The organism is Streptomyces sp. NBC_00207, assembly GCF_045160965.1.
Classification (GTDB): Bacteria; Actinomycetota; Actinomycetes; order Streptomycetales; family Streptomycetaceae; genus Streptomyces.
This window is the reverse complement of the sequence record NZ_CP130715.1, coordinates 8,895,210-8,920,315: the sequence shown is the minus strand read 5'-3', so window position 1 is coordinate 8,920,315 and position 25,106 is coordinate 8,895,210. Positions and strand designations below refer to the sequence as shown.

The following is a 25,106-nucleotide window of genomic DNA, read 5'->3' as shown; positions in this document are numbered from 1 at the left end:
GCTCAGAGGACGGCGATGCCGAGCGGCCTGGCGCCCGCCGGGAGGCGGCGGGCGGCGCCCGTCTCGAGGTCGACGACCGTGATGCCGTTCCAGTGGCCGTCACGGGTGTAACCGCCCGTGACGTACGCCGTCCGGCCGTCCCGGGACACGGCGACGTCCTCGTGCGGGCCCTCCAGCGGGTACACCCGCTCGCTGCCGTCCGGGGAACGCACCGTCAGTGACGGGCCCTTGCCCGTGCCGGGCTCCACCGCTCCGGTGCCGACCACCAGGAGCCGCCCGTCGGCGGTGGCGGTGGCGCCGTGCTGGTGGGTGTCGGCGGTCATCGGCTCGACGGTGGTCCGGCCGGTCCGCGGGTCGACCACCACGAGCCGCTCGCCCTCGAAGGGGAGCAGCAGTTTCCCGTCGGCCGGGCGGACGGCCGCGTAGTGCGGCTTCAGCCAGGAGCCGAGCCCGCCTTCGGTGCCGTACGGCGCGACTTCGATCCGGCGGGGCCGGAGCGAACCGGCGTCCACGACGGTGACGTCGAAGGAGTCGTGGCCGGTGACGTACACCTCGGCGCCGTCGGCCGACACGTCCACGTCGAAGGGGCGCCGGCCCACCGGTACGACGGCGGTGACCCGCTGCGTGGCGGTGTCCACGACTTCCAGGACGCCGGTCGTGCCGGGGACGTTGACCCCGACGTACGCGTGCGCGCCGTCGGGCGACAGCGCGATGCCCATGCCGCCGCCGCGGTACTCGCCGTCGGTGGCCGGGCCGGCGTCGGTGCGGTACGGGATGCGGGCCACCCGGGCGCGGGTGCGGGTGTCGACGACGGCGAGGCCCTCGGCCGTGGCCACCCACGCGCGGCCGTCCGCGCCGACGGCCAGTCCGTACGGGGCCCTGCCCACGGCGACGGAGGCGACCGCTCCGCGCTCCGGGTCCACGAAGGTGACGGTGTCGGCTCCGAAGTCGGCGGTCAGGAGCAGCCCTTGCGGGGTCGGCGCGGTGGCCGGCAGCGGGGAGGCCGCGGACGGCGCCGGACTCGGCGTCGCGGGGGAAGCCGAGGTCGCGGAGCCGGCCGGGGTCCCGGCCTGGGTGCAGGCGCCGAGCAGCAGGGTCGCGGCGAGCGCCGCGAGGGCGGTACGGGATCCCCGTGCGCGGCGGTTCACCGGCCGGCCTCCCGCTCGTCCCCGCTCCCCCGCCCGTCCCCGGCCGTCCCGGCCGCGCGCAGGATCCGCGCCATGCCCGTGAAACCCCGGCGCACGGCGTGCTCGTACGGGGTCACCCCGTCCTGGTCGGCCAGTTCGGGATCGGCTCCGGCTGCGAGCAGCGCGGCGACGACCTCCTCGTGGCGGGGGCCGCCGTCGCCGAGGATCACCGCCTCCAGCAGGGCGGTCCAGCCGAGCCGGTTGACGTGGTCGACGTCGATGTCCGTCTCGTCGAGCACCGCGCGCACGTATGCGGTGTGCCCGCGCTCGGCGGCCGGGATGAGGGAGATCCCGCCGAAGCGGTTGAGCTGCTTGAGATCGGGCCCGGCGGGCAGCAGCAGGCGCATCATCCGGACGCTGCCGGTGACACCGGTGACCAGCCAGGGGCTGTCCTCCCGGGAGTCCGGGGCGTTCGGGTCGGCTCCGGCGGCGAGCAGCACCGCGGCGGCGGCCGCGTGATCGCCGAGCGCGGCGAGGAGCAGCGGGGTCCGCAGCTGTTCGTCGCGGGCTTCCACGGACGCTCCGGCGGCGAGCGCGGCGCTCACCGCCGCCGCGTCACCGGCGCGGGCGCCGTCGAGGAGCAGTCGGTCGTGCGCGTTCATGGTGTCCCTCTCGGCTCCGGGCGGGGAGGGCCGCGTACGCCCTCCCGCTCCCCCGGTCCATGCTCGCCGCACCGGAGCCCCCGGCCGGTCCGCCCGGTGGACGGAGCCCGGGAGCGGTCCGGCCGACCCCGGGGTCGGCCGATCGGCTGATGCGGGACGGCCGGATCAGGCCTCGTACTCCGTGAGGTCGATGCCGTGGATCCGCACGGAAGTCCCGTACCGGGGGTCCGTGGTGTCGCGCTCCATCACCATGCCCAGCTTGCGGATCACGTTCTCGGAATCGGTGTTGCTCATCCTGTTGATCGCGACGACGCGGTCCAGGCCGCGGTCCTGCAGGGCGAACTCCAAGGTGGCGTGGGCGGCCTCGGAGGCATAGCCCTGGCCCCAGTACTGGCGGCCGAGCCGCCAGCTGATCTGCACGTCCGCCCGCGCGTCCGGCAGGTTCTCGAGCACCGAGAGACCGACGGCGCCGATGAGTTCCCCGGAGCCGAGGAGCTCGACGGCGAAGAGCCCGAAGCCCTCCTCGTCCCACTCCTCCTCCCAGCGCTCGATCTCCTCGGCCGTCTCGTCCAGGTCGAGGGTCTCGCCCTCACCGATCCAGCGCATCACCTCCGGGTCGGAGTTGATCTCCGAAAGGGGGACGAGGTCGTCGTCGGTCCAGCGGCGGAGGAGGAGGCGGGGGGTACGGATCTCGGTCATGCCCCACATCCTGCCGAAATTCCGCCGACCAGCGGTAATCGGCCGTTGCGGCAGTGTTTCGAGTGCGTGGCCATCCCCCTGGGAAGGTTCCCGCGGCTCGCCCCGGGCCTCTACGGTCCCTCGGGAACCGCGACCAAGGAGTGCACTGCCATGCCGCTCGATCTGTCGGACGAGAGCCACTACGACCGCACGCGCCTGCGGCAGTGGACACGCGGGCGCGCCCGCTCCGCCGGGGTGGACCGCCGCGATCTGCTGAAGCTGTTCGCGGTGGGCGCCGCCGCCGGATCGCTGGGCATGGCCGCGGGCGCACCGGCCTCGGCCGCAGTCCCGCCCGTGGCGGCCGCGGGCCCCGGCACCGTGAAACCGCTGCCGCCCGAGCTGTTCACGCTCCGCGGCACCAATGCGGAGACGAACTTCGCGGCGCTGCGCGGCACCGGCCCGCTCACCCCCATCGACCGGTTCTTCGTCCGCAACCACACCTCCACCCCGCGCGTCGACGCGGCCGGGTGGCGGCTGAAGGTGTGGGGCGACGGGCTGGCGGGCGGCCCGGTGGAGTTCTCGTACGAGCGGCTGCGGGCCCTGCGGGCGGTCGAGCGGACGCTGTTCATCGAGTGCGCGGGCAACGGCCGGAGCTTCTACACCACGCAGCAGGGGCAGCCGGTGACGGGCACCGCCTGGACCCTGGGCGCGATCGGGGTCGCACGCTGGCGCGGGGCGCGGCTGTCGGACGTACTGCGGCTCGCCGGGGTGACCGGCGCCGCCGTCGACGTCCTGCCGAGGGGGCTGGACGACGAGGTGATCTCCAACGGGGTGAACCTGGGCCGGGTGCGCCGCCCGCTGCCGGTGGCGAAGGCGCTGGACGACGTCCTGCTCGCGTACGAGATGAACGGGCAGCCGCTGCCGCCCGACCACGGCGGTCCGGTGCGGCTCGTCGTACCGGACTGGGTCGGGATCTCCTCGATCAAGTGGGTCGGGGACATCGAGGTGAGCGACGAGCCGCTGTACTCGCCGTGGAACACCGACATGTACCGGCTGTTCGGGCCCGAGCACCCGGCGCAGGGCAGCGCCCCGCTGACCCGGCAGACCCTGAAGAGCGCCTTCGAGCTGGAGCTGGGCGCCACCCTGCCCGTGCACCGGACCCGGCTGCTGACCGGCCGGTCCTGGTCGGCGGCGGCCCCCGTCACCCGCATCGAGGTCAGCACGGACGGGGGCGGCCACTGGCGGCGGGCCCGGATGCACGACGCCCCGCGCCGGGGCGGCTGGGTGCGCTGGTCGCTGCCGTGGACCCCGCGGACGACGGGTGCGACGGCGCTGCTGGCCCGGGCGACCGACGCGAGCGGGCGGACGCAGCCCGAGACCTCGGTCCACAACACGCAGGGCTACCTCTTCGACGCGGTCGTGCGGCACCCGGTGACCGTGGTCTGAGGACCGGTTCAGGGGGTGTGGAAGCTGACCTCCGGCGCGTCGGCGGACGGACCGTCGAGGAGGGGCCGCGGGATGTTCTTCAGGTGCTGGTCGAAGAAGGCCGCGACGTAGCGCCGGGTCAGCTCGACGGAGCGGGCGCCGGGCAACGGGGCTCCCTGGTCGGGTAGGCCGAGCTGTTCGCCGATCGCCGGGAAGTCGGTGAAGGTGAAGTGGCCCGAGTCCGCGAAGGTGATCCAGCGCTTCCAGCCGTCGAGCTTGGGCCAGTCGTCGTCCCACGTCTTGATGCCGCCCGGGGCGCTCTTCCGCTCTCCGAGCAGCATGAAGGGGCGCCCGCCGAGCCCGGTGTCGGGGACCGGGGTGTGGAGTCCGCCGTCCATGTTCACCCCGGCCCGGATCCGGGGGTCGATCGCCATCGCGGCGACCGCGGAGGCGCCGCCGATGGAGTGGCCCGCCATCGCGATGCGGCTCTGGTCGATGAGGCCGGCGTGGCGCCAGGCGGGGTGGCGTCCGGTGAGGCGGTCCAGCAGGAAGGACACGTCGCGGCCGCGGGTGTCGCTGACCGTCCGCATGGGCGTGCCCGCCTCGGTCTTCTCGCAGGCCAGGCACTTCAGCACGCGCCCGCCGGGGAAGGCCGTGCCGACGCTCTCGTAGGCGTGGTCGACGGAGGCGACGACGTAGCCGCGGGAGGCCAGGTCCTCGGCGAGCGCGGTGAGGGTGGCACGGTGGACGGTGAAGCCCGGGGAGAGCACGATCAGCGGGTACCGTCCGGCGGCGGGGCGGGCGTGGGTCCGGGAGGCGCTCGCCGTACCGGTCAGGGTCTCGACCGGGATGACCTGGTCCAGCCCGCGGTCGACCAGCAGCAGCCGGGCCTCCTCGTCGGTGAGGTAGCGCGCGGGGCCGCCGGTGTCGCGCCGTGCCGGGTAGCGCATGGTGACCATCAGCTCGCGGGGCCCGGAGCCGGCCCAGGGGTCGGTGCGGCTGCGGTCCACCAGGTGCAGGTCTTCCCGGCCGACCGCGAAACGGCCCGTGGGACGCGGGAGTTCCACCGAGGTGCGGCTCGGCGCGGCAGCGGACGGGGAGTCCGCGGCGGCCGCGGTGCCGGCGGCGGTGAGCGGGAGGGGCAGGAGGAGGGCGAGTAAGGCGGCTGAGGCGACTGCTCTGCGTCGGTTCATGGATCCGACGCTATGCACCGGCGCCTGACCGATCGTCACCACTGCGGAGGATCCGGCCCGTCCCACCGGAGGAGGGCCTCTCGTCCCGCGGTCACTCCCAGGTATGAATACCCGCACGGACACCGGGCCGACGGCTGTCAGGCGGCCTCGGCCGGCGCCGGACCTCGGCACGAGGAAACGGCTGGCGGTGCCCGCGCGGCACTTGCGAGCATTCTCGTCATGAACGACACGGGGGATGAACGGATCGACGTGGTACCGCTCGGCACGACGCGGGCGCCGGGCACGGTCGAGGCGGTCGCCGGAGGGCGGCTCCTCGTCCGCACGCCGGGGCTGGTGGAGGTCCACGACCGCGAGGACTTCCTTACGGGTGCGACCACAGGCGCGACCGCCGCCCTGCGGACGGAGGAGCACGAGCGGGCGGTCCCCACGCCCGACGGCGGGTTCGTCGTGGCCGGGGTGGCATCGGTGCGGGCACTGGGCCCCGACGGCGGCCCGCGATGGGAGCTTCCCCACGCCCCGTCGCACGGCACCGCCCGGGCACACTCCACCCCGGCCGTCAGTCCGGACGGACGGCTGGTGAGCGTCGTCGTGCCGACGCTGGAGCCCGACAAGGAGAAGGCCGCCCTGGTGTACGACCTGGAGCCGGACCGCAACTACACCTGGGACGACCTGCTGCTCCTGGACACGGCGACGGGCAAGGTGCTCGGCCGGCGGCAGATCCGTTCGCTGGCGTCGGCCGCGGTGCAGTCCTGGCGTCCGGACGGCGGCATCCTGGTGGTGTCCTGCTGGACCGCCTGGCAGAGCTGGTCGACCTGGTGGGCCGAGCCGCGCGCCGACGATCTCCGGATCCTCGGCGGCACGTGGATGCGCGCCCTGGCGGGATTCCTCCCGGGCTCCCGGATCCTGACCCAGCGGTACGCCGAGCACCTGTTCCCCGACGACGACCGCGACGAGCTGGCGGCGTACGACCTCGGGACAGGGGAGCAGGTGGCGCTGCTGGACCTGTCGGAGCTGGCCGTCGACCCGGAGAACGACGAGTTCTCCTCCGCCGAGGTCCTGAACGGGCGCCATGTGCTGGTTCCGGGCCGGGTGCACCCGGCCGGAGGCGCACCGCAGACGCGGCACTGGCTGCTGGACGCGGACACACTGCGTCCGCTCGGCCGGCTGGACTACCCGGCGCCGGTCGGGGAGGACGTCACCGTGCTGGGAGACGGCACCTGGCTCACGCACGACGGCGAACGGCTGCACCGCTGGTCGCTGGACCGCACAGACTCCCGAGGCATCGCCTCACGGTGAGCGCGGCCGCGCGGCCCGTTGTCAGCTACCTGGGGAAACGACATCTTGCAGTGTCTGAGGCATCGGGTAGGTGCGCTCCGTGGGAAGCAGCCGTTGTGCCTTGGCGGTGTGCCCGGTTTGTATCAGTGCCGAGGCTTTGCGGACCTGGGGGGTGAGGTCGGTGAGACTGACGATCCAGTCGTCGGTGAAGGTGCGGATCAGGCGGCGACTGATGCCGACCTGAATGCTGTAGTGGTTCAGTGCCGCTCCGCGCTGCGAGCGTTCCGGGTCCCACTGGACGTGTACGGCTGCCTGGGCGACCGCCGCCGGGGCGGCGGTCGTCAGCACGGCCTGGGACAGGGCCTCCTCCCAGCCCTCCCGGGTCATCCGCACGGCGAGAACGCGTTCCTGACCCGGCTTGCGGGCCCAGTTGCTGCGGTGCATCAGCCACATGAACGACGGCTTGATCCACGTCATCCGGTGGAACGAGAACGGCGCAACGAAGCGGCCCGCCCGCAGTGCCGCTTCAGCGATGGCAGGCGGGTACGCCTGATAGACCACGATCGTGTGAGCGTCGTAGTCGGCACGAATCTGATACTGGGGCGTCATTCGCCGCACCCTGCCACCTGGTCAGCCGACGCGGCGAGCCGATTTCGCCTCCCCCTGGGGGCGGTTCAAATGCGCCGCTCAGAGCGACTCAGAGCCGCTCGACGAGCGTCGACGGCCAGTCCAGTACCGTCAACTCGGGCCACTGTGCACGCCAACGGGTCGACTTGGCCTCGTAGACCTCTCGCGGGGCGAGTACCGGATTCGGGCGCACGACGAGGTTGAACACATCGGAGAGACCGTGTGGTGCGTAGACCCGCCACCGGCCATCGGGTTCCAGCCGCACCCCCAGGCAGCAGGTGGTCGCAGCGAAGCAGTCGATGGCCGACTCCGTGGACCCGTGCGGAGCACATGCGACGCCGAACTTCTGCTCGTACCAGAGGTGGACTCGGGCCTCGTTGCGGATCTCGACCTCCGCAGGCAGGTCACCGAAGACCTGCTTCCCAGCCCTGATCACCTTGTCCTCCGCCTCCCACGACAGGTCTCCGTCATCGAAGTAGAAGACGTCGTAGTCCTTGATCCCGTTGGCCGGGGGCCGGTCCGTCACGACGTTCCACACGGTCTGGAACAGACAGCCCGCCGTCACGTACCAGCCGGGCAACTCCAGCGTCGCGGTCCGGCTCAGCACCTCGAGCAACACCTCGTTGCGGGAGAGCACCGTCTTCAGGGCGGCGAGTTGCTCATCTAGCGGAAGGCGACCGATCATCGCCCATACCTACCATGCGGTGCGCCCTCCGCGGCCGTCGAGTCCCCACCGAGACGCCTTGGGACGATCCCTTCTGAAACGATCGGTCAGAGGGTCAGGCTCACGATCCAGTACTCGTACTCCTCCGCGGTGATGCCGCAGATGTGGCCGCCCGAGCCGGACCGGGCGATGAACTCGATCCGCCCTTGGTCGTCCACGAGGCGGGCGACGTCGGCGTCGTCCGTCAGGCGCACGCGGACCCAGCCGACTGCGGAACCCCCTGTCACGACCGCCGTGAGCAGGAACGTCCCGTCCTCGCCGATGACATCGGCTCGGCGGGCATGTTCGAGCCACAGCCGGTGGACTCCCTCCAGGTCTCCCTTCAGGGGAAGGGAGGCACTGGGCTCCACGCCGAAACCCGCCATGGCCCGCCAGGCCGTTCCGACCGAGGGTCCGGGTTCGTCGCCCTGGACCGTGTGCACGTCGAGGCCGCTGCTTCGGATGAGTTCGACGAGGCGGTCCTCGCTGGTGCGCATCGCATTGCTCCTCGTGGAAGAGGTGGTGGGGAGAGCACGCCGACATGTCCGTGTGGTCGTGCAGAACGTGTCAGTGTGCGGCCCCGACGCTGCTGACCCAGACGGGGAAGGGCGCGTCCTCCGGCTCGACGCCGGTCTCCTCCGCCCGGCTCTGCACATCGTCCAGGTCCGCCCAGGCGATGAACCCCGGCTCGCCGTCGGTCAGAAACGCCTCGACGATCGGACCGAGATCGTCACAAGCCACGTAGTTCCCGCCGAACGGCAATGCATCCGGGGGCACCGACCCAGTGGAACACCGGAGCTGCCCGGCCTGCTCGTCGTGCCACACGTAGAACGTCGCCACCCCGGGAAAGCCCCGCTCGCGAACGCGTCCCCGAATGGCGGTAGCAGTCTCCTCGAAGGCGGCCACCACCTCGGAGACGGACAGCGTTTCCCTGTCCCCTTCCGCCGCACTCAGCCACCAGGTGTTGGTATCCACCTCCACCTGCCGGTCGGCCGGCTCGAGCACCAGGGGCTCGTCCGCCACCTCGGCGATCCATGTCAACAGCACCACAGCAGTATCCCCGCCCGGCCGAAGGCCGGATGACCGACCAGGTGCGTGGCCGGAGGCGTGAAACTACCGGCCGGATCTGGTCCAGAACTGACGCGGCGCGAAGCCCTCGCGGCGGAGCCAGTGCTCGGTATAGACGATCCGCTCGGCCTCGATCACGCAAAGAGGCCCAGACGGTGGTTCGTCGAGAGAGAGTGCACGCTCGACATGGTCGGACTGCCAGCGGAAGGCCGACCAGTAGTGCTCGAAGTCGGGGTCGTCTTCGGACAGAGTACGAGCCTGCCCGAAGACCTGAGCGCCCCGGCTGCTCGCCTGCCCGACCAGCGGAGCGAAGATCCCCACCGAGACCCGGGGGTCCGCAGCAAGGTTCCTCATCTTCGGCGAACGCGGGGCGGCGGTGAACATCACCGCGAAGTCGAGGTGGAAATAGCGCACCGGCGTCGCCAGTGGCCCTTCCGGCCCTGCCGTCGCCAGGACGCACATGTTCTGCGACGACAGCAGATTGAGTATCCGCTCTTCCAGCCGCTCTCGATCAAGCCGCTTCTTCGGTGCCGGGCCGGACAGCCACGGGTTGGTCATAGGCATGATCAAGTATCGCTCCTGCGGAGCGGATTGCCGACGAGGCGCTGACGTACCGGCCGATCGCGCTCCGAGGTGGGTGGTCGCGCCCCGACGCCGCTACGCGGAGGCGACGACCTCGCCCGCTGTGACCTGCGGCGGGTTGGGAAGGAGCGAAGCGAGGTTCTCCCGCACGAAGTCCGCCGCCTTCTCGATCGATTCGTCCGCGCCCGCACGGTCCTCGAACACGCTGGTCGACACCATCACCCCGTTGCCGGCATCGACCCAGTAGTAGGCCACGAACCCGGGAACGTGGCGCATGATCGGCACGAACCCCTCGTCGACGAGGCGTCCGGCTTCGGCCGGGTCGGTGACGCCTTCGTACCTGCGGACTGCTGCGTACATGGCTGGTCTCCTCAAGGATGCTCGGCGTCGTCGCAGCGTAGAGGGCGTATCCCGCCCGCCGCGTGCGTGGCTCGCGCGGCGCCCGCCAATCACCGGAAGAGCCCTCGCCCGGTCATACGAACGGTCCGCCCGCACTGCCCGCTACGAGCGCACCGGCACCGCCACCGGGACACCCGATGCGTCGAGCCGCAGCCGGGCGGCGTCCTGGCTGGGAGGCGTACCGAACTGCCGCCGGTACTCACGGCTGAACTGCGACGCACTGTCGTACCCGACGCGGTGGGCGACGCCGGTGACGTCGCCGGGATGGGTGGCGAGCAGCAGGCGGGCCTCCTGGAGCCGGATCTGCTTCTGGAAGCGGAGCGGGCTCATCGCGGTCACGGCCTGGAAGTTCCGGTAGAAGGCGGACTGGCTCATGCCGGACAGGCGTGCCAGGTCCTCGACCCGGAACGGCTGCGCGTAGTGGCTGCGGATCCACGCCACCGCCCGCGCCACATGGCGCAGGCCGCTGTCGGCGAGACCGAGCTGGCGTACGGTGGCGCCCTGTTCCCCGGTCATCACCCGCCACAGGATCTCGCGCTTGACCAGGGGCGCGAGCGCGGCGCGGTCACGGGGCCGGTCGAGGAGCCGCAGCAGGCGCACCACTGCGTCGAGCAGTTCGTCGGGCGCATCGCAGACGGCGAGGGCCGGCACGGTGCCGCCGCCGGCCCGGGGCACGTCTCCGGGACCCGCGAGCAGCAGCAGTTCGGCGATGTCGGCGGGCTCCAGCACCAGGCCGAAGCCCAGGGCCGGGCAGTCCGGGCCGACGCGCAGGAACTGGCCGGTGACAGGCAGGTCGACGGAGGCCACGAGGTACTGCCCGGCGCCGTACTCCAGGACGCGGTCCCCGAGCCCCAGGCGCTTGGTGCCCTGCGCGATGACCGCGAGCACGGTGCCGGTGGTTGCCGGCTCCGGTGCGTCCGACCGGTCGACCTTCGATACGAGCACCCCGTCGATGGCCGTGGTCGCGTCCGGGCGCGCGTGCCGGCCGAGCAGGCTCCGCAGCTCTTCCAGATCCATGGTCCCAGTGCAGCACAGGGCCGGTCTCGGCATCCCGCAGGCGGGAGGATCAGGCAAGCCTCCTGGACGATCGTTCTACTGAAGCAGCAGGTCAGAGGCGTCCAATGGAAGTACCGCATCCCAACGGATTCCCAGGAGGACCATCATGCAGGTCGCCATCGTCACGGGCGCGAGCTCCGGCATCGGGCAGAGCGCCGCCATCCGGATCGCCGAACGCGGGATCGGGGTGGTCCTCACCTACGGCCGCAACCGGCAGGGCGCCGCGGACACCGTGGCCGCCATCGAGCAGGCGGGCGGCACGGCCGTCGCGCTGCACCTGGACCTCGGTGACAGCGGCGGCTTCGACGGCTTCCGCGACTGCGTCGCCGAGGCGCTGCGCACGAACTGGAGCCGCGACACCTTCGACCACCTGGTCAACAACGCCGGCATCGCGCAGACCTCGCTGATCGAGGACACCTCCGAGGAGGACTTCGACCTGCTGATGCGCGTCCTGCTCAAGGGCCCGTACTTTCTGACCCAGCGGCTCCTCCCGCTGATGGCCGAGGGCGGTTCCGTCGTCAACGTCAGCAGCAACGCGGCGGCCGCGACCTCCGGGCTGGAGCCCGGCTACGCCGCGTACGCATCCATGAAGGGCGGCTTGACCGTGCTGACCCGCTACATGGCCAAGGAGTTCAGTGCCCGCGGCATCCGCGTCAACGCGGTCTCGCCCGGAGCCACCCGCACACGGCTCGCCGACGACGCGTTCACCCGCTTCCCCGAGGTCGTACCGGCCCTCGCCGCGAAGACCGCCTTCGGCCGGGTCGGCGAGCCCGACGACGTCGGCTCGCTGATCGCGACCCTGGTCGGCGAAGAGAGCCGCTGGATCACCGCCCAGGACATCGAGGTCTCCGGCGGCTACCAGTTGTAGGCCTCGCGGCCCGGCCCGGCCGCCACCGGCACCGGCTGAGGCGCTGCGCGTCCCCTCCCCCGATGACGGGATGGAGCTCGTCCGGGCCGCGGGGTCCCCACGCGAGGAGGTCCCGCCTCAGGTCTCGTCCCCCTCCGTGACGCTGATCGCGTCGAGCTTGCCGCGCAGGTACGTGTGGGAGTCGACGGGCTCGTGCACCACCCGGCCGACCGGGGCGGGGAGGGACTCCACCCGGGTGTGCGCGTCGCATTCGTAGAAGTAGACGAGCGAGATCAGTTCCTCGGCCGGAGTGTCCGCGGGCGGGGGCAGTACGCGGTGGCGGCCCGCGCGCCAGCGGTCGCCCGTCCAGCGGGCCATCAGGTCGCCGATGTTGACGGTGAGGGCGGCCGGGTCGTAGGGCGCGTCCTGCCAGCCGTCGGCGTCGGTGTGGATCTGCAGGCCACCCGCGCCGAGCTGCCGGTCGAGGACCGTGACCGTGCCGAAGTCGGTGTGCGCCCCGATGCGGAACTGGCCGGGCAGCGGGGGGCCGACGGTCTCCGTGCCCGGGTACCAGTTGACGTTGAACCCCCAGGTGGGGTGGGAGGTGTGGCGCGTGAAGTGGTCCTCGGCGAGGCCGAGGGCGACGGCCAGGAGTTCCAGCAGTTCGTCGGAGAGGGCCCGCATCAGGCCCAGGTACTCCGTCACCAGCGGCCGCAGCGCCGGCACCTCGGCGGGCCAGGCGTTGGGCCGGAACCACTCGGCGTCCACGGCGGGGTCACCGGTGGGATCGTCCGCCGCCAGGGACCAGGACTCCTTGAGGTCGGGCGGCGAGGCCGTGCCCTCGGCGTAGCTGTTGGCTTCCGCCCCGGGGCCGAGCCAGCCCCGGCCGCCGACCGTGACGGCGTACGGCTCCTTCGCGACGGCCGGCAGCCGGAAGAAGGCGCGCGCCGCCTCCCTGATCCGCGCGGGCAGCGCGGGGTCCACGCCATGGCCGGTCACGAGCAGGAAGCCGGCCGCGCGCAGGGCCTCGTCGACGCGGGCGGCCGTACGGGCGCGGGCCTGCGCTCCGCCGGACCGCCACGGCCCGAGATCGATCACGGGGACCTGGGAACCGACCATGGGAGACCTGCCTTCCGGGGCTGCGGGGTGGCGTCCGGCACCGAGGCTATCGCCGGACGCCGCCGGCCGGGACCGACACGGAGCGTGGTTCTCGGACACCTTCCGTGTGCGTGCACGGCTGTCGACCGCGAGGAACGGCACGAAAAGGGCCAGAATGTACGAGGGGCCCATCAGGGACGGAGCGAGCGGTGGAGATTTCGACGAGGGAGGTCTTCGGGGCGCCGTGCTGGGTGAGCCTGATGACCCGCGACCTCGAGACGGCCCAGCGCTTCTACGGTGCGGTCGCAGGCTGGAGGTTCCGGCCGGCCCGCCTCGGCGAGGCCTTTTCGGTGGCGTACCTGGACCGGGTCCCGGTGGCGGGCATCGGGGCACTGGCCGCGGACCTGGGGGTCGCGGTGGCCTGGACCCCGTACTTCGCCGTCGACGACGCCGACGTGGCGGTGGACCGCATCCGGGAGCGGACGGGCACCATCGCGGTCGGCCCGGTCTCCTTCGATTCCGGCGGCCGCGCCGCGCTCGTCGCCGACCCCGACGGCGCGGTCTTCGGGATCTGGGAGGGCGCCGTGGCCGCGGACTGGCGGGCGGGCAAGGGCCCCCTGCCGGCCTGGCTGGAACTGCGTACCCGGAACGCCCTCGACGCGGCGATCTTCTACGGCGCGGTGCTCGAATGGGCGACCGAGCGCCCAGGGTGCTGCGAGGTCTCTTACGAGGAGGACCAGGTCGTGCTGCGGCAGAACGGTGAGCCCGTGGCCCGCCTGAACAGCGGCCCCGTCGAGCTCGCCTCCTACTCCCCGCACACCAGGCCCCGCTGGCACGTCCACTTCCGCGTGCCCAGGCTCCGGCCCGCGATCGAGGCCGCCGTCGCGCTGGGCGGACGCCCGGTCTCGGACATCACGTCGAACGCAGTGGAGCGGTGGGTGACGCTCCGCGACCCGGACGGGGCCCTGTTCACCCTCACCACCCTGCTCGGCGCGGACACGGACCTGGGCTGACCCGCCCGTCCCGAGCCCGGCCCCGCCCGGTCCACCCGGCCCGGTGCAGCGGGTCCCGTGCGGGTCCGGTGCGGCGGGTCAGCCGAGTGCGGCCAGTACCCGGTCCGGGGTGAGGGGGAGTTCGCGCAGCCGGCGCCCCGTGGCGTGGCAGACGGCGTTGCCGATCGCGGCGGCGACCCCGACGATGCCGATCTCGCCGATGCCCTTGCCGCCCACCGGGGTGAGGTGGGCGTCGGCCTCATCGATCCAGTGCGCCTCGACAGCTCGGACGTCGGCGTTCGCGGGCACGTGGTAGGCGGCCAGGTCGCTCTCGGCGAAGTCGCCGTGGACCGGGTCGACGGAACCGTGCTCGGTCAGGGCCATGCCGAGACCCATGACCATGCCGCCGATGAACTGCGACCGGGCCGTCGTCGGGTTGAGGATGCGCCCGGCCGCGTACACCCCGAGCAGGCGGCGTACCCGCACCTCGCCGGTGACGGTGTCGACCTGCACCTCGGCGAAGTGCGCGCCGAAGGCGTGGCGGGCGTACGGGGGTTTCTGCCGGACCGACGCCGTCGTGTCGGCGGACGCGGACAGCCCCTCGGGCGGCAGCGGCCCCCGGTGCCGGGCCAGCTCCGCGGCGAGGGCGGTGCATGCGTCGTGGACCGCCCAGCCCCAGGAGGCGGTTCCGGAGGAGCCCCCGGCGAGCGAGGCCGCGGGCAGGCCGGTGTGGCCGATGGCCGCCGTCACGGACGCGAGCGGCACGCCGAGGGCGTCGGCGGCCACCTGCGCGAGGACGGTGCGGGCGCCGGTCCCGAGGTCGGTGGCGTCGATCTCGACGAGGTAGGTGCCGTCGGGCCGGGCAGTGGCCCTGGCCGTGGAGGGGGCGATCCAGACGGGGTAGGTGGCGGCGGCCACGCCCGCGCCGACCAGCAGCGGCCCCTCTCGGCGCGGCGTGCGCGCGGCGGCCCACCCGAACCGGTCCGCGCCCTCCTGCAGGCATGCGACGAGGTTCCTGCTGCTGAAGGGCCGGCCGCTGTCGGGTTCGCTCGTGGGCTCGTTGCGGATCCGCAGCTCGACGGGGTCCATGCCGAGCGCGTCGGCCAGTTCGTCCATGGCCGATTCCAGAGCGTACATGCCGGGTGTCTCTCCGGGGGCGCGCATCCAGGAGGGGGTGGGCACGTCGAGGGCGACGACGCGGTGGGTGGTGCGGATGTCCGGAACGGCGTACATGACCCGGGCGGGTACGGCGGCCTGCTCGACGAACTCCCGTACGCGGGAGGTCTGGGTGGTGACGGTGTGCGTGAGGGCGGTGAGGGTGCCGTCGCGGCGGGCACCGAGTGCGATCCGGTGCAGGGTCGGCGACCGGTAGCCGACGGTGGCGGCCAACTGGCGGCGTGGCAGGGCGAGTTTGACGGGCCGCCCGGTGTGCAGGGCGGCCATGACCGCCAGGACCACGTGGGGGCGCGGGGTGCCCTTGCATCCGAAGCCGCCCCCGACGTGCTCGGAGATCACGTGGACGTGGTCCTCGGGCAGGCCGAACAGCGCGGCCAGCGTCCTGCCGACCAGATCGGCCCCCTGACTGGAGTCGTACACGGTCACCCGTCGGCGCCCGGCGTCCCAGGCGGCGGTGGCGGCGTGCGGCTCCATGGGGTGGTTGTGCAGGGGCGGCACGCTGTACGCGCAGTCGACCCGTACGGGCGCGGCCGCGAGCGCCGCGTCGGGGTCGCCCTGTTCCCGCTCGGCGGGATAGCCGCCGTTGACCTCCTCGGGCACGTACACACCGGGGTGGTCCTCGCGGAAGCCGACGTCGTGCGGTTCGGGCGCGTAGCTGATCCGTACCGCCCCGGCGGCGGCCCGCGCGCCCTCCGGGGTGTCGGCGACGGCCAGGGCCACGTACCAGCCGCGGTGCGGGACGGCGGTGTCCTGGAGCACCCGCAGGGTGGGGTCGTCCGCCGGGCCCAGGCGGGGTGCGTCGTACGGGGTGAGGACGGCGAGGACGCCGGGCAGTTCGAGCGCGGCGGCGACGTCCACGGCGGTGACCCGGCCGCGCGCGACGGTGGCGGGCACGGGCCAGGCGTGGGCGCAGCCGGGCGGGGTGTGGTCGGCGGCGTAGCGCGCGGCGCCCGTGAGCTTGTCCGGGCCCTCGGCGCGGACGGTGGGCGTACCGAGTGCGGTGTGCGCGGGCATGGCCGGCTCCTCTGCGGGGTGCGGCGGGGTGCGGCTACGGGCTACGGGTGTCGGCGGGCGAGGGCGTGGAGTGTGCCGAGCGCGTCACAGGCGAGGTTGCGGGCGAGCACGACCTTGTGGGCGTTGTCGCGCAGCGGCCGGGCCTCGGCCAGCTCCGCCTCGGCCGCCCGCCGGAAGGCGTCGGCGGTCGGCTCGGCCCCGGTCAGCGCCCGTTCGGCCGTGGTGGCCCGCCAGGGCCGGTGGGCGAGCCCGCCGAAGGCGAGGGCGACCCGCCGGATGCGGCCCGTGTCGTCGTCGAGGTCGAGGACCGCGGCGACGGAGGCCAGCGCGAAGGCGTACGAGGCCCGGTCACGGGCCTTGCGGTACAGCTGGACGGTGCCGGGGGCGGCCGCGGGCACGAGCACGCCGGTGACGATCTCCCCGTCGCGCAGGACGGTGTCCTGCTCGGGGCGGTCTCCGGGCAGGCGGTGGAAGTCGGTGACCGCCACGGTCCGGGTGGCGCCCCCGGCCCCGTACAGCTCGATTCCGGCGTCGAGCGCGGCGAGGGCCACGGCCAGGTCCGAGGGATGGGTGGCGATGCAGTGGGCGGAGTGTCCGAGCACGGCGTGGTCGCGGTGGATGCCGTCCCGGGCGGCGCAGCCGGTGCCCGGCTCGCGCTTGTTGCAGGCCTTGGAGACGTCCTGGAAGTAGGTGCACCGGGTGCGCTGGAGCAGGTTGCCGCCGGTGGTGGCGATGTTGCGCAGCTGCGCAGAGGCCCCGGCGAGCAGGGCCTGGGCGAGCGCCGGGTGCCGGGCGCGTACGAGGGGGTGGGCGGCCACGTCGCTGTTGCGTGCGGTGGCTCCGATGCGCAGGGCGCCTCCGGGCAGTTCCTCGATGGCGTGCAGCGGGAGACGGGAGATGTCGATGAGGGTGCCGGGGGTCTCGACGCCGAGTTTCATCAGGTCGACGAGGTTGGTGCCGCCGCCGAGGTAGCGGGAGCCGGGGTGGGCCGTGTGGGCTTCGGTGGCCTCCTGCAGGCCGACGGCCCGGATGTACCCGAAGGGCTTCATGCGACCGCTCCCGCCTCGTCGGCCCCGCCTGCCGTGGCCGGCGCACCGGCCGGGTCCACCGCGTCCGCCCCGCCTGCCGTGTCCGTCACGGCCTGGACGATGGCCGGGTAGGCGCCACACCGGCAGAGATTGCCGCTGAGCCGTTCCCGGATCTCCTCCGCGGTCAGGGTCACGGGGCCGGGTGCGGCCAGGGCCTCGGCCGGGGTCGCGGCGGAGGGGTGGCCGGCCGCGGCCTCCGCGAGGGCCCCGGCGGCGGAGCAGAGCTGGCCGGGTGTGCAGAAGCCGCACTGGAAGGCGTCCCGCTCGAGGAAGGCCCGCTGGAGGGGGTGCGGGCCGCCGCCCGGCACGGTGGCGGCGAGGCCCTCCACCGTGGTGACCTCCGCACCGTCCTGTGCGACGGCGAGCAGCAGGCAGCTGTAGGCCCGCCGCCCGTCGAGGAGCACGGTGCACGCGCCGCACTGGCCGTGGTCGCAGCCCTTCTTCGCCCCGGTGAGGTCCAGTTCCTCGCGCAGGACGTCGAGGAGGGTGACGCGGTGGTCGGGCCGCAGGGCGTGGTCCGTGCCGTTGACGCGCAGCGTGACCGGGGTGCGGGTGGCGGGGGCGGCGTGCTGCGCGGGGTCGGTTCGGCTCACGACCACAGGCTCTCCGAATGTCCGCGGTCCGGCATCCGCGGAGGGCCGTTCGCGCGCAGCCCGTGGCGGGCAGCCGTTCACGTGCGGCCGTGGGCCCTGGGCAGTGGGCCGTGGGTAGTGGGCTGTGGGCAGTGTGCCGTGGGTTGTGGATCACGCTCGGTGACGCTTCGAGATGCGGGCGCACGGCAGTCCTGGTTCGCTGAATCCGCCCGCTCTCCCCCACGGATCCAAGGAGCGATCATGAGTGTTTCAGGCGAATCCCGCGGCCGGTCCCAGCAGATGCGCACCAAGGCCAAGGAGCTGAACGACGCGGCCGAGCGTTCGACCGACCCGGAAGAGCGCCGGCGGCTGAAGGAGAAGGCCCGCCGCCTCCAGGAGCAGAGCGAGCAGGAGGGCCGGATGGACGATCGCGGTATGGACCCCATGTAGCACTGGAGCCCACGCCCGGCGCCTCTCCCCCGTACCCCGGCCGGTGGCCGCCGCGATCCGTCGCGCGGCCACCGGCCGGTGCGTTCCCGTCGCGCGCCGCCTCGCCCCCCGCATGGAGGGGTGGCGCGCGGGTAGCCGCGCGGAGAGAGAGGTCCGGCACGCCGTCCGACGCGTACGCGTCCGCGAGCCGCGCCGGACGAAGCGGAAGGGGGGCTGGCCCTCATGGTCGGCAAAGTGGCACGCGAGGGAGCCCGGACCGGGTCCCGGGGCGGCACGGGCCGCGAGGTGGTCGCCCGCTGCGGGCTGGTGGCACGCGGTCTGCTGTATGTGCTCATCGGCGTGCTCGCGGTGCGGGTGGCGTTCGGCGACGGCGGTCAGGAGGCGGACCGGACGGGCGCGCTCCAGGAGCTCGCGGAGAAACCCCTCGGTGGTTTCCTCGTGTGGGCCGTCGGTATCGGCCTCGTGTGCATGATGCTGTGGCGGCTGTCGGAGGCGGTGTTCGGCGCCGCCGGTCCCGACGGCGACAAGGCCTCCAAGCGGCTGGCGTCGGCGGCCCGGACCGTGTTCTACGGGGTCGTCGCCTTCTCGGTGCTGTCCTTCGCGGCCGGCTCCGGCGGCGGGCGGTCCGGCGACGATCAGTCGCGCGACGTGACGTCGAAGGTGATGGATGTGCCCGGCGGTCCGTGGTGGGTGGGGGTGGCCGGGGCGGCCATCGCCGTAGGCGGCATCGTGATCGCCGTACAGGCGGCCCGGCGCTCGTTCCGCAAGCAGTTGGAGATGGACCGGGTGCCCGAGGGCGTCCGCAAGGCGGTCGAGTTCCTCGGGGTCGCCGGCGGCATGGCCCGCGGCGCGCTCTTCACCGTCGCCGGGGGCTTCATCGTCTATGCGGCCGTGAGCTACGACCCCTCGCAGGCGAAGGGCGTCGACGACACCCTCCGGGCCTTCACCCGGACCCCGGCGGGACCATGGCTCCTGGTGCTGGTCGCCGCCGGGCTCGTGCTGTTCGGGCTGTTCTCCTGGGCGCTGGCCTGCTGGCGCCGGGTGTGAGGAATGCAGGCGGGACCGTCAGAGCCTGACCGTCCAGGTGGCCGTGGACCGCAGCGTACGGACGATCTCCGGGTCGCGCACCGAGGGCGTACGGTCCTCGGCCGTGACCGACAGCCGGTGCGCCCGGAGGTCGAACAGCCACAGCTGCGCCACCGGTACCTCGGTGCGGCCCTCGAAGCGCTTCAGCTCCCGGCCGTCGAGGTACCAGCGGACCACCAGCTGCCGGCCGTCCGCCCCGTTCAGCCTCGGTACGGCCGCCTTCGCCGTGTGCCGCATCCGCAGGGTGCGGTCCGTCGGGGTGAGCGGGGTGACGACCCGCGCGTGCTGGTAGAACCCGGCGATCATGGACTCGACTCCGGGCAGGTTGAAGGGCTTGCCCAGGACCCGCATGAGCGAGTTGTCGGTGGGCCGGTTGAGCCCGGTCACGAAGTAGTTGCCGCCCTCGTAGGCGCCGACCGTGCCGCCGTCGGGTGACTCCTCGCCGAGCCAGCGGTACCACTTGGCCCGCTGTGCGGCCATCCGGTCGGCGCTCAGGGCGGTGCTGTTGGATTCGGCGGGCTCGGGGCCGGTGTACTTCTCGTAGTCCGGGACGCCCGGGTAGAAGTACTCGTCGGCGAGCTTGCCCAGCGAGTGACCGGTCTCGTGGATGGCGGCCTGGCCCGACTTCGGATGGCCCGCCGAGGCCGTGGAGATCCCCTCGTAACCGAGGGTCGCGCTGGGCTCGTTGTAGCCGGCCCCGCCGTACTTGGCGCTGTTGGCCAGGACGACGACCAGGTCGGCCGCGGGTGCCTTCGCCACGTACGCGTCGACCTTGGGCTGGTCGATGCAGAGCAGCCGCTCGATGCCCTCGCACCAGAAGTACGAGCCGAGGGCGGTGTCGCGGACGGTGGCGGGGTCGGGGTCGCCGGAGACGCCGGAGTCGTGCGAGACCGCGTCGACCGTCCAGACGTTGAAGAGGTTGCGGTACGTGGTGTACGGCTCGACGGCCGTCACCTCGGCCCACTTCTGCTCGGCGTCGGCGTGGAAGCGCGCCAGTTCGGCTGCGGTGTAGCCGTCACCGATGACCACGACGTCGAGCCGGTCGGCGGTGGAGCCGTTGTCGATCAGCTTGGTGACCGCACCGTCCGCCTCCCGCTGCGCCGGGGAGAGCCGGCCCGCGCTCTTCGCGGGGCTGCCTGCGGCCGGCACCCGGGCGTGGCCGGATCCGGCGTCACCGCCCTGTTCCGGCCCCGGTATCTCCACCTGCACTCGCCTCTCGGCGGCCGGCGGGTCGGCCGCGTCCGCGGGCCCGGCGGCCACCAGAGCGGCGGTCGCACAGACCGTCGCGACGGCCGCGCGCAGCGCCGTGCGGACAGCCGGACGTCTGACTCGAACCATGAAGTCCTCCCCCGGAAACGGAAGTTAAGCAGTCTTATAAATCTGGTGAAGCGGTTGCTTAAACTAGGGGGCGCGCGAGAGGTGCGCAATGCCTGCTCCCCCTGAATACTGGGGAGTTCGAGCAACAAGGGGGGACTTCATGGACGAACCGGCCCTGATCGGCCGCCGGGTTCAGCGCATGCGCGGTGAACTTGGTTGGACTCAGCGACAGTTGGCGGATCCTGCGTACACCTCGGCCTATATCTCCACCCTGGAGTCGGGCAAGGTCCGCCCTTCCGAGACCGCGCTGCGCTTCCTCGCCGCACGCCTGGGCACCTCGTACGAGGAGCTGACCACCGGCCGTCCCGCCCACCTGGCGACCGAGCTGCGGCTCGCCCTGACCGACGCCCAGCAGACGCTCGCCACGGGCGAAGCCGCCGAGGCGGCCGTACGCTACCGGCGCCTGCTCGCCGAAGCCGAGGACCTCGGGCTCGTCCCCGAGCAGGCGGAGGCCCGGCTCGGGCTCGGCGAATGCGCCCTGGAAGCCGGTGAACTGCCGGAGGCGATCGCCCACTTCGAGGCGGCCGAACGCATGCTGGCCGACCAGCCGCTGACCCGCCGGGCCCGGCCGATCCGCGGCCGCGCCGTGGCGCACCTGCTCGCCGGCGAGTTGCGCTACGCGTGCTACCTGCTCGAATCCACCATCGACGAGCTGGGCGCGAGCGGGCTGTCCGATCCGGACGCACTGGTGCTGCTCCACGCCGCGGTGATCGGGCCGTACATCGACATGGGCGCGCATGCGCGCGCCGCTCACGCCGCCGAGCTCGCGCTCGCACTGGCCCCGCAGGTCAACGATCCGGCGCTGGTGGCGGGGATGCACCGGCAGGTGGCCCGGACCTTCCTCGCCGAGGGGCGGGTGGCCGACGCAGACGCCTCCCTCGCCAAGGCCCAGGCGATCTACGGGCAGTTGCGGCTGCGGACAGACCTGGCGCACTGCCACTGGATGCGCGGCTACGTACAGGCCCAGAACGGGGAGCTCGCGTCGGCGGAACGGGAGTTGCGCACGGCCCGGGACATGCTGTCGGCCCGGCGCGCGGGCCTCTACACGGCTCAGGTGGAGGTCGAGCTGGCCGACGTACTGCGCCAGCTCGGCCGGTACGAGGAAGCGGCCGGGCTGCTCTCCGCGCTGCTGGACCTGGGGGACCGCCACGGCGCCGTGCACGCGGGCGGCGCGCACCGGCTCCTCGGCCTGATGGCCGAGGAGCGCGGCGACACCGAATCCGCCGAGGAGCACTACGTGCAGGCGCTGGCGCTGCTGGAGCGCAGCGGGGCGACGGGCGACCTCGCCGATCTGTGCCGGCTGCTCGGCGACCTGATGCGGCGCACGGGCCGGGTGGAGGCGGCGATGGACGCCTACCGCACGGGCCTGGGCCACCGGGCGGCGCCGGGCACCACCACCCTGGGCCCGGCGCCCGCCGCGCCCGCGTTCCGGCCCGCCCGGCTCAGTGGTTCTCGGTGGGCCGCAGGTCGCGCGGAATGAGCGCCCAGGTCGTGGCCGCGGCGACCACCGCGAGGCCGCCGGCCAGCAGGAACGCCGGGGTGATCGCCAGGGTGTAGGCCTGCGAGGCGGTGTCGAGCAGGGCCTGGCCGACGGCGCCGCCCAGCCCTTCGGCGGTGTGCGCGGCCTCGCCGACGGAGCCCCGTACGGCGGCGGCGGTCGGGCCGTCCAGGTCGAGGGCGGGCAGGTTGTCCCGGTAGAGCACCGCCGCGGTGGAGCCGAGGACGGCGACGCCCATGGCCGAGCCGAGCTCGTAGCAGGTCTCCTCGATGGCGGCGGCGCTGGAGACCTCGGCCGCGGGTGCGGCGGAGACCAGGGTCACCGAGGCCACGGTGGTCGCGATGCCGGCGCCCGCACCCATCACGGTCAGGGCGGCCGCGAAGGCCGGGTAGCCCAGGTCGGTGAACTGCTGGAGGGTCCAGGGCAGGGCCATGCCGAGGGCCAGGACGACCAGTGCGGCGCCCAGCACGTGGCGGATGGCGAAGCGCTGCATCAGCGAGGGGGCCACCATCGAGGCGGCGATCAGGGCGAGCGGGGCGGGCAGGAGGCGCACTCCGGCCTGCAGCGGGGTGTAGCCCTCGCCGTACTGGAACCACTGGGTGACCAGGAACAGGATCGCGCCCATGCCCACCATGGGCAGGAAGATCGCGGTGGCCGCGACGCTGAAGGCGGGCTTGGCGAACAGCCGGACCTGGAGCAGCGGGTTGTCCAGGTGCAGCTGGCGGCGTACGAAGACGGTCAGTGCGACGGCGGCGACGAGGAGCAGGACCCAGGGCAGTGGGTCGGCGACCCCGCTCTTGCCGAGCTGCTTGATGCCCCCGGCCAGGGCGAGCATGCCGACGACCGACTGGCCGACGCCCCACCAGTCCCAGGCGCCGGTGCTGCGCGGGGAACGCGATTCGGGCAGGTAGCGCAGGCCGGCCGCGACGATGACGGCGGCGACGGGGAGGTTCAGGAGGAAGGCGGAGTGCCAGCCGTAGTCCTGGACGAGGAGCCCGCCGACCACCGGCCCGAAGGCCATGCCGCCGCCGAAGACGGCCGCCCAGACGGCGAGTGCGAAGGCGCGCTCCTTGGCGTCGGTGAAGACGGTGCGCAGGATCGACACGGTGGACGGCATGATGGCGGCGCCGCCGATGCCGAGCAGGGCGCGGGCGGCTATCACGTGCCAGGCCTCGGTGGAGAACACGGCTATGAGCGAGGCCAGCGAGAAGATGCCGAAGCCCGCCATGAGCAGCCGCTTGCGCCCCCAGCGGTCGCCGAGGGCGCCCGCGGTGACCAGCAGGCCGGACAGGGCGAGCGCGTAGACGTCGATGATCCACAGCTGCTGCACGGCTCCGGGCCGGAGGTCGCCGACGAGCGAGGGGAAGGCCACGTTGAGGATCGTGGTGTCCATGGAGATGAGCAGGAGGCTGCCGGAGAGGATCGCCAGGACGATCCACCTGCGGGGAGCCGGCTCGGGGGTGTGCATCGGGTTCCGTTCGGGGTGGTTCCGGGGGCGCTCGGTGGCGCGCGGTCAGGGTGCGGGGTCGCCGGCGGGGGGCGGTGCGGGGGGCCGCGTCCCGCTGAGGAAGGACGTGAGGACCAGGTGGCCGATCTGGCGGGGGGCGAGGTGGCCGTCGCGCACGCCCTCGGCGGCTGCGTCGAGCAGACCCCAGAGCGAGTACCAGATCCAGTACGGCGGCAGGTCGGCGCGCAGCCGCCCCAGCCGCTGGCCGAGGGCGAGGAAGGCCAGGGCCCGCTGGTCCTGGCGGTCCACGCCGGCGCGGAACTCCGGGTCCGCGAGCACGGTGGCGTCGCGCGAGGTGAAGCCGTAGAGGTGGGCGGCGGGCATCAGGGCGAGGACCAGGTCCTCGAGCGCGGCGTCGAAGGCTGGCCCGTCGGCGCTCTCGGCCAGGTCGAGCGGGGCCAGGCACCCGTCGACCACCTCGATCGCGCGGACCGCGACGGCCTTCAGCAGGGCTTCCCGGGTCGCGTAGCGGCGGCTGAGTGTGGCGCGGCTGGTCCCGATGCCGGCGGCGATCTGCACCATCGAGGCGCTGTGATCGCCGGCGAGGACGCGGGCGGCGCCGTCCAGCAGTTCTTCTTCGTGCACCATCGTGAGCCTCCTTCGCCTCGAACGATACAAGATTGTCTCATCCGAGGCAAAGGTGATTCGCCGCGGCGCGGCGCTAAGCTCGCACCGGAGGTGCAGAGTGACCGACGGACACCAGCCCGAGACCGCCGCGGCGAAGAGGCACGAGAAGTGGAAGGAGAACGGCGTGGCCCTGCGCGCCTTCTTCTACATCTTCGGCACACACGTGTTCGCCGGCTTCGTCTGGCTGCTCTTCTACCTGGGCCAGCACGCCCAGAAGTAACCGGAAGCACCAACCGCAGGCGGCTTCAGACGAACGGGACCGGCCCGCACCCCCTCTCAGGGGTGCGGGCCGGTCGCGTTGGCCGACCGTCACCACGACGACTTGGTGACCCCCGGCAGGAATCCCGCGTGCGCCTGCTCGCGCATCCGCACGCGGGACAGGCCGAACCTGCGCAGGTGCCCGCGCGGCCGCCCGTCCACGCTGTCGCGGTTGCGCACCCGGGTGGCGCTCGCGTCGCGCGGCTGGCGCCGCAGCTCCGCGAGCGCGGCAGCGCGTTCTGCCCCGGTCGAGGCGGGCCGCCGCAGGGCCTCCTTCAGCTCTGCCCGCCGGGCCGCGTACCGCGCGACGACCTCCTTGCGCCTGCCGTTCCGCGCGATCTTGCTCTTCTTCGCCATCAGACCCTCTCCCCGCTCACGTCGCCCCGGGCCGCCGCGCACTCGACACCCACGACACCCACGACACCCATGACGTCGATGACCTTGATCGCCTTCGCCCTGATCGAGAGCCGCACGTGGCGCCCCTCGTCGAGGACCTTATTGATAATGGAAACCATTGCCATATACTAGCTGCATGGCACGCAACGAAGTACGCCCGATCGTCAAACTCCGCTCCACCGCCGGAAGCGGCTACACGTACGTCACCCGCAAGAACCGGCGCAACGACCCCGACCGCGTGGTGCTGCGCAAGTTCGACCCGGTGGTCCGCCGGCACGTCGACTTCCGCGAAGAGCGCTGACCCCACCTCCCCCGAGCCCTCGGA

The 25,106-nt window shown here is 73.1% G+C and carries 29 protein-coding genes; 9 read left to right on the top strand and 20 right to left on the bottom strand.

The window, feature by feature from the left end:
• Positions 1-2: 2 nt before the first annotated feature.
• From OG472_RS41205 to OG472_RS41195, 3 genes are all read right to left on the bottom strand, one after another.
• A complete protein-coding gene (locus OG472_RS41205; RefSeq protein ID WP_405942975.1) occupies positions 3-1,148 on the bottom strand; it encodes a YncE family protein in 1,146 nt (381 codons plus the stop codon).
• Positions 1,145-1,789 carry an ankyrin repeat domain-containing protein gene (locus tag OG472_RS41200; RefSeq protein WP_401613447.1) on the bottom strand — a complete coding sequence of 215 codons (645 nt, stop codon included), beginning with the start codon at positions 1,787-1,789 and terminating at the stop codon, positions 1,145-1,147. Before OG472_RS41200 ends, OG472_RS41205 begins: the two co-directional genes overlap by 4 nt.
• Before the next feature lie 165 nt (positions 1,790-1,954).
• A complete protein-coding gene (locus tag OG472_RS41195; RefSeq protein WP_405942974.1) occupies positions 1,955-2,488 on the bottom strand; it encodes a GNAT family N-acetyltransferase in 534 nt (177 codons plus the stop codon).
• A gap of 150 nt (positions 2,489-2,638) precedes the next feature.
• On the opposite strand from OG472_RS41195, the gene OG472_RS41190 reads away from it, so the two are divergent.
• A complete protein-coding gene (locus OG472_RS41190; protein WP_405834377.1) occupies positions 2,639-3,913 on the top strand; it encodes a sulfite oxidase in 1,275 nt (424 codons plus the stop codon).
• An 8-nt stretch (positions 3,914-3,921) separates the two neighbouring features.
• Here OG472_RS41190 and OG472_RS41185 read toward each other — a convergent pair whose 3' ends face one another.
• Complete coding sequence (locus OG472_RS41185; protein ID WP_405834376.1) at positions 3,922-5,085, bottom strand: alpha/beta hydrolase family protein; 1,164 nt, start codon at positions 5,083-5,085, stop codon at positions 3,922-3,924.
• 219 nt (positions 5,086-5,304) lie between these two features.
• Here OG472_RS41185 and OG472_RS41180 point away from each other — a divergent pair, with 219 nt between their 5' ends.
• On the top strand, positions 5,305-6,381 hold the full coding sequence (locus OG472_RS41180; protein ID WP_405942973.1) for a hypothetical protein: 1,077 nt from the start codon (positions 5,305-5,307) through the stop codon (positions 6,379-6,381).
• A gap of 21 nt (positions 6,382-6,402) precedes the next feature.
• Here the strand turns inward: OG472_RS41180 and OG472_RS41175 are convergent, their stop codons facing one another.
• The 7 genes from OG472_RS41175 to OG472_RS41145 all read right to left on the bottom strand — a co-directional run bounded on the left by OG472_RS41175 (position 6,403) and on the right by OG472_RS41145 (position 10,756).
• Positions 6,403-6,969, bottom strand: a complete 567-nt coding sequence (locus tag OG472_RS41175; protein ID WP_401613457.1) for a DUF4291 domain-containing protein — start codon at positions 6,967-6,969, stop codon at positions 6,403-6,405.
• Positions 6,970-7,057: 88 nt separating this feature from the next.
• Entirely contained in the window at positions 7,058-7,672 is a 615-nt protein-coding gene (locus OG472_RS41170) for a nucleotidyltransferase family protein (RefSeq protein ID WP_405942972.1), read from the bottom strand.
• A gap of 86 nt (positions 7,673-7,758) precedes the next feature.
• Entirely contained in the window at positions 7,759-8,187 is a 429-nt protein-coding gene (locus OG472_RS41165) for a hypothetical protein (RefSeq protein WP_405942971.1), read from the bottom strand.
• Between the two features lie 70 nt (positions 8,188-8,257).
• Entirely contained in the window at positions 8,258-8,740 is a 483-nt protein-coding gene (locus OG472_RS41160; protein WP_405942970.1) for a hypothetical protein, read from the bottom strand.
• A 63-nt stretch (positions 8,741-8,803) separates the two neighbouring features.
• Entirely contained in the window at positions 8,804-9,316 is a 513-nt protein-coding gene (locus tag OG472_RS41155) for a pyridoxamine 5'-phosphate oxidase family protein (RefSeq protein WP_401613707.1), read from the bottom strand.
• Positions 9,317-9,415: 99 nt separating this feature from the next.
• The gene (locus OG472_RS41150) at positions 9,416-9,700 is read right to left on the bottom strand and encodes a hypothetical protein (protein WP_401613465.1); all 285 of its coding nucleotides are present in this window, start codon (positions 9,698-9,700) and stop codon (positions 9,416-9,418) included.
• Between the two features lie 141 nt (positions 9,701-9,841).
• Positions 9,842-10,756, bottom strand: coding sequence for an AraC family transcriptional regulator N-terminal domain-containing protein (locus OG472_RS41145; RefSeq protein ID WP_405942969.1), 915 nt, complete (start codon positions 10,754-10,756; stop codon positions 9,842-9,844).
• A gap of 145 nt (positions 10,757-10,901) precedes the next feature.
• Between OG472_RS41145 and OG472_RS41140 the strand changes: the two genes are divergently transcribed.
• Entirely contained in the window at positions 10,902-11,663 is a 762-nt protein-coding gene (locus OG472_RS41140; RefSeq protein ID WP_405942968.1) for an SDR family NAD(P)-dependent oxidoreductase, read from the top strand.
• Between the two features lie 117 nt (positions 11,664-11,780).
• Here the strand turns inward: OG472_RS41140 and OG472_RS41135 are convergent, their stop codons facing one another.
• On the bottom strand, positions 11,781-12,761 hold the full coding sequence (locus OG472_RS41135) for an isopenicillin N synthase family dioxygenase (protein ID WP_401613471.1): 981 nt from the start codon (positions 12,759-12,761) through the stop codon (positions 11,781-11,783).
• 239 nt (positions 12,762-13,000) lie between these two features.
• Here OG472_RS41135 and OG472_RS41130 point away from each other — a divergent pair, with 239 nt between their 5' ends.
• The gene (locus tag OG472_RS41130) at positions 13,001-13,753 is read left to right on the top strand and encodes a VOC family protein (protein WP_401613473.1); all 753 of its coding nucleotides are present in this window, start codon (positions 13,001-13,003) and stop codon (positions 13,751-13,753) included.
• 78 nt (positions 13,754-13,831) lie between these two features.
• Here the strand turns inward: OG472_RS41130 and OG472_RS41125 are convergent, their stop codons facing one another.
• Genes OG472_RS41125 through OG472_RS41115 form a run of 3 tightly spaced genes read right to left on the bottom strand, consistent with a single transcriptional unit; the run spans position 13,832 to position 17,603 of the window.
• Positions 13,832-15,922, bottom strand: a complete 2,091-nt coding sequence (locus OG472_RS41125; RefSeq protein ID WP_405942967.1) for a xanthine dehydrogenase family protein molybdopterin-binding subunit — start codon at positions 15,920-15,922, stop codon at positions 13,832-13,834.
• 41 nt (positions 15,923-15,963) lie between these two features.
• Positions 15,964-16,971: an FAD binding domain-containing protein gene (locus tag OG472_RS41120; protein ID WP_405834360.1), complete on the bottom strand. Its 1,008-nt coding sequence runs from the start codon at positions 16,969-16,971 to the stop codon at positions 15,964-15,966.
• Positions 16,968-17,603: a (2Fe-2S)-binding protein gene (locus OG472_RS41115; protein ID WP_401613479.1), complete on the bottom strand. Its 636-nt coding sequence runs from the start codon at positions 17,601-17,603 to the stop codon at positions 16,968-16,970. Before OG472_RS41115 ends, OG472_RS41120 begins: the two co-directional genes overlap by 4 nt.
• 240 nt (positions 17,604-17,843) lie before the next feature.
• Here OG472_RS41115 and OG472_RS41110 point away from each other — a divergent pair, with 240 nt between their 5' ends.
• Together OG472_RS41110 and OG472_RS41105 are read left to right on the top strand one after the other, a co-directional pair.
• On the top strand, positions 17,844-18,032 hold the full coding sequence (locus OG472_RS41110; RefSeq protein WP_189744743.1) for a DUF6381 family protein: 189 nt from the start codon (positions 17,844-17,846) through the stop codon (positions 18,030-18,032).
• 222 nt (positions 18,033-18,254) lie between these two features.
• Positions 18,255-19,079 (top strand): DUF1206 domain-containing protein, encoded by an 825-nt coding sequence (locus OG472_RS41105; protein ID WP_401613481.1) that lies wholly within the window; start codon positions 18,255-18,257, stop codon positions 19,077-19,079.
• Positions 19,080-19,097: 18 nt separating this feature from the next.
• Here the strand turns inward: OG472_RS41105 and OG472_RS41100 are convergent, their stop codons facing one another.
• Positions 19,098-20,456, bottom strand: a complete 1,359-nt coding sequence (locus tag OG472_RS41100; protein WP_405942966.1) for a M64 family metallopeptidase — start codon at positions 20,454-20,456, stop codon at positions 19,098-19,100.
• 139 nt (positions 20,457-20,595) lie between these two features.
• On the opposite strand from OG472_RS41100, the gene OG472_RS41095 reads away from it, so the two are divergent.
• Complete coding sequence (locus tag OG472_RS41095; protein WP_405942965.1) at positions 20,596-21,975, top strand: tetratricopeptide repeat protein; 1,380 nt, start codon at positions 20,596-20,598, stop codon at positions 21,973-21,975.
• Here the strand turns inward: OG472_RS41095 and OG472_RS41090 are convergent.
• Positions 21,938-23,461, bottom strand: coding sequence for an MFS transporter (locus OG472_RS41090; RefSeq protein WP_401613487.1), 1,524 nt, complete (start codon positions 23,459-23,461; stop codon positions 21,938-21,940). The genes OG472_RS41095 and OG472_RS41090 overlap by 38 nt on opposite strands.
• A 45-nt stretch (positions 23,462-23,506) precedes the next feature.
• The gene (locus tag OG472_RS41085; RefSeq protein ID WP_405834357.1) at positions 23,507-24,088 is read right to left on the bottom strand and encodes a TetR/AcrR family transcriptional regulator; all 582 of its coding nucleotides are present in this window, start codon (positions 24,086-24,088) and stop codon (positions 23,507-23,509) included.
• A gap of 97 nt (positions 24,089-24,185) precedes the next feature.
• Between OG472_RS41085 and OG472_RS41080 the strand changes: the two genes are divergently transcribed.
• Positions 24,186-24,347 (top strand): DUF6126 family protein, encoded by a 162-nt coding sequence (locus OG472_RS41080; protein WP_401613491.1) that lies wholly within the window; start codon positions 24,186-24,188, stop codon positions 24,345-24,347.
• A gap of 89 nt (positions 24,348-24,436) precedes the next feature.
• On the opposite strand, the gene rpsN is transcribed toward OG472_RS41080, so the two are convergent.
• On the bottom strand, positions 24,437-24,742 hold the full coding sequence (gene rpsN, locus OG472_RS41075) for a 30S ribosomal protein S14 (RefSeq protein WP_405942964.1): 306 nt from the start codon (positions 24,740-24,742) through the stop codon (positions 24,437-24,439).
• Positions 24,742-24,900 carry a hypothetical protein gene (locus OG472_RS41070; protein ID WP_405942963.1) on the bottom strand — a complete coding sequence of 53 codons (159 nt, stop codon included), beginning with the start codon at positions 24,898-24,900 and terminating at the stop codon, positions 24,742-24,744. The genes rpsN and OG472_RS41070 overlap by 1 nt, the downstream gene beginning before the upstream one ends.
• 17 nt (positions 24,901-24,917) lie before the next feature.
• On the opposite strand from OG472_RS41070, the gene rpmG reads away from it, so the two are divergent.
• Positions 24,918-25,082: a 50S ribosomal protein L33 gene (gene rpmG / locus OG472_RS41065; RefSeq protein WP_405942962.1), complete on the top strand. Its 165-nt coding sequence runs from the start codon at positions 24,918-24,920 to the stop codon at positions 25,080-25,082.
• Positions 25,083-25,106: the final 24 nt, after the last annotated feature.

Excerpts from the sequence above, each read along its gene's own strand:
- OG472_RS41200 (WP_401613447.1), bottom strand. The coding sequence starts at position 1,789 with ATGAACGCGCACGACCGACTGCTCCTCGACGGCGCCCGCGCCGGTGAC.
- OG472_RS41135 (WP_401613471.1), bottom strand. The coding sequence starts at position 12,761 with ATGGTCGGTTCCCAGGTCCCCGTGATCGATCTCGGGCCGTGGCGGTCC.
- OG472_RS41185 (WP_405834376.1), bottom strand. The coding sequence starts at position 5,085 with ATGAACCGACGCAGAGCAGTCGCCTCAGCCGCCTTACTCGCCCTCCTC.
- OG472_RS41085 (WP_405834357.1), bottom strand. The coding sequence starts at position 24,088 with ATGGTGCACGAAGAAGAACTGCTGGACGGCGCCGCCCGCGTCCTCGCC.
- OG472_RS41105 (WP_401613481.1), top strand. The coding sequence starts at position 18,255 with ATGGTCGGCAAAGTGGCACGCGAGGGAGCCCGGACCGGGTCCCGGGGC.
- OG472_RS41165 (WP_405942971.1), bottom strand. The coding sequence starts at position 8,187 with ATGCGCACCAGCGAGGACCGCCTCGTCGAACTCATCCGAAGCAGCGGC.
- OG472_RS41140 (WP_405942968.1), top strand. The coding sequence starts at position 10,902 with ATGCAGGTCGCCATCGTCACGGGCGCGAGCTCCGGCATCGGGCAGAGC.
- rpsN (WP_405942964.1), bottom strand. The coding sequence starts at position 24,742 with ATGGCGAAGAAGAGCAAGATCGCGCGGAACGGCAGGCGCAAGGAGGTC.
- OG472_RS41120 (WP_405834360.1), bottom strand. The coding sequence starts at position 16,971 with ATGAAGCCCTTCGGGTACATCCGGGCCGTCGGCCTGCAGGAGGCCACC.
- OG472_RS41175 (WP_401613457.1), bottom strand. The coding sequence starts at position 6,969 with ATGACGCCCCAGTATCAGATTCGTGCCGACTACGACGCTCACACGATC.
- OG472_RS41155 (WP_401613707.1), bottom strand. The coding sequence starts at position 9,316 with ATGACCAACCCGTGGCTGTCCGGCCCGGCACCGAAGAAGCGGCTTGAT.
- OG472_RS41195 (WP_405942974.1), bottom strand. The coding sequence starts at position 2,488 with ATGACCGAGATCCGTACCCCCCGCCTCCTCCTCCGCCGCTGGACCGAC.
- OG472_RS41145 (WP_405942969.1), bottom strand. The coding sequence starts at position 10,756 with ATGGATCTGGAAGAGCTGCGGAGCCTGCTCGGCCGGCACGCGCGCCCG.
- OG472_RS41180 (WP_405942973.1), top strand. The coding sequence starts at position 5,305 with ATGAACGACACGGGGGATGAACGGATCGACGTGGTACCGCTCGGCACG.
- OG472_RS41110 (WP_189744743.1), top strand. The coding sequence starts at position 17,844 with ATGAGTGTTTCAGGCGAATCCCGCGGCCGGTCCCAGCAGATGCGCACC.
- OG472_RS41130 (WP_401613473.1), top strand. The coding sequence starts at position 13,001 with ATGACCCGCGACCTCGAGACGGCCCAGCGCTTCTACGGTGCGGTCGCA.
- OG472_RS41095 (WP_405942965.1), top strand. The coding sequence starts at position 20,596 with ATGGACGAACCGGCCCTGATCGGCCGCCGGGTTCAGCGCATGCGCGGT.
- OG472_RS41170 (WP_405942972.1), bottom strand. The coding sequence starts at position 7,672 with ATGATCGGTCGCCTTCCGCTAGATGAGCAACTCGCCGCCCTGAAGACG.
- OG472_RS41125 (WP_405942967.1), bottom strand. The coding sequence starts at position 15,922 with ATGCCCGCGCACACCGCACTCGGTACGCCCACCGTCCGCGCCGAGGGC.
- OG472_RS41100 (WP_405942966.1), bottom strand. The coding sequence starts at position 20,456 with ATGGTTCGAGTCAGACGTCCGGCTGTCCGCACGGCGCTGCGCGCGGCC.
- OG472_RS41190 (WP_405834377.1), top strand. The coding sequence starts at position 2,639 with ATGCCGCTCGATCTGTCGGACGAGAGCCACTACGACCGCACGCGCCTG.
- OG472_RS41070 (WP_405942963.1), bottom strand. The coding sequence starts at position 24,900 with ATGGTTTCCATTATCAATAAGGTCCTCGACGAGGGGCGCCACGTGCGG.
- OG472_RS41090 (WP_401613487.1), bottom strand. The coding sequence starts at position 23,461 with ATGCACACCCCCGAGCCGGCTCCCCGCAGGTGGATCGTCCTGGCGATC.
- OG472_RS41150 (WP_401613465.1), bottom strand. The coding sequence starts at position 9,700 with ATGTACGCAGCAGTCCGCAGGTACGAAGGCGTCACCGACCCGGCCGAA.
- rpmG (WP_405942962.1), top strand. The coding sequence starts at position 24,918 with ATGGCACGCAACGAAGTACGCCCGATCGTCAAACTCCGCTCCACCGCC.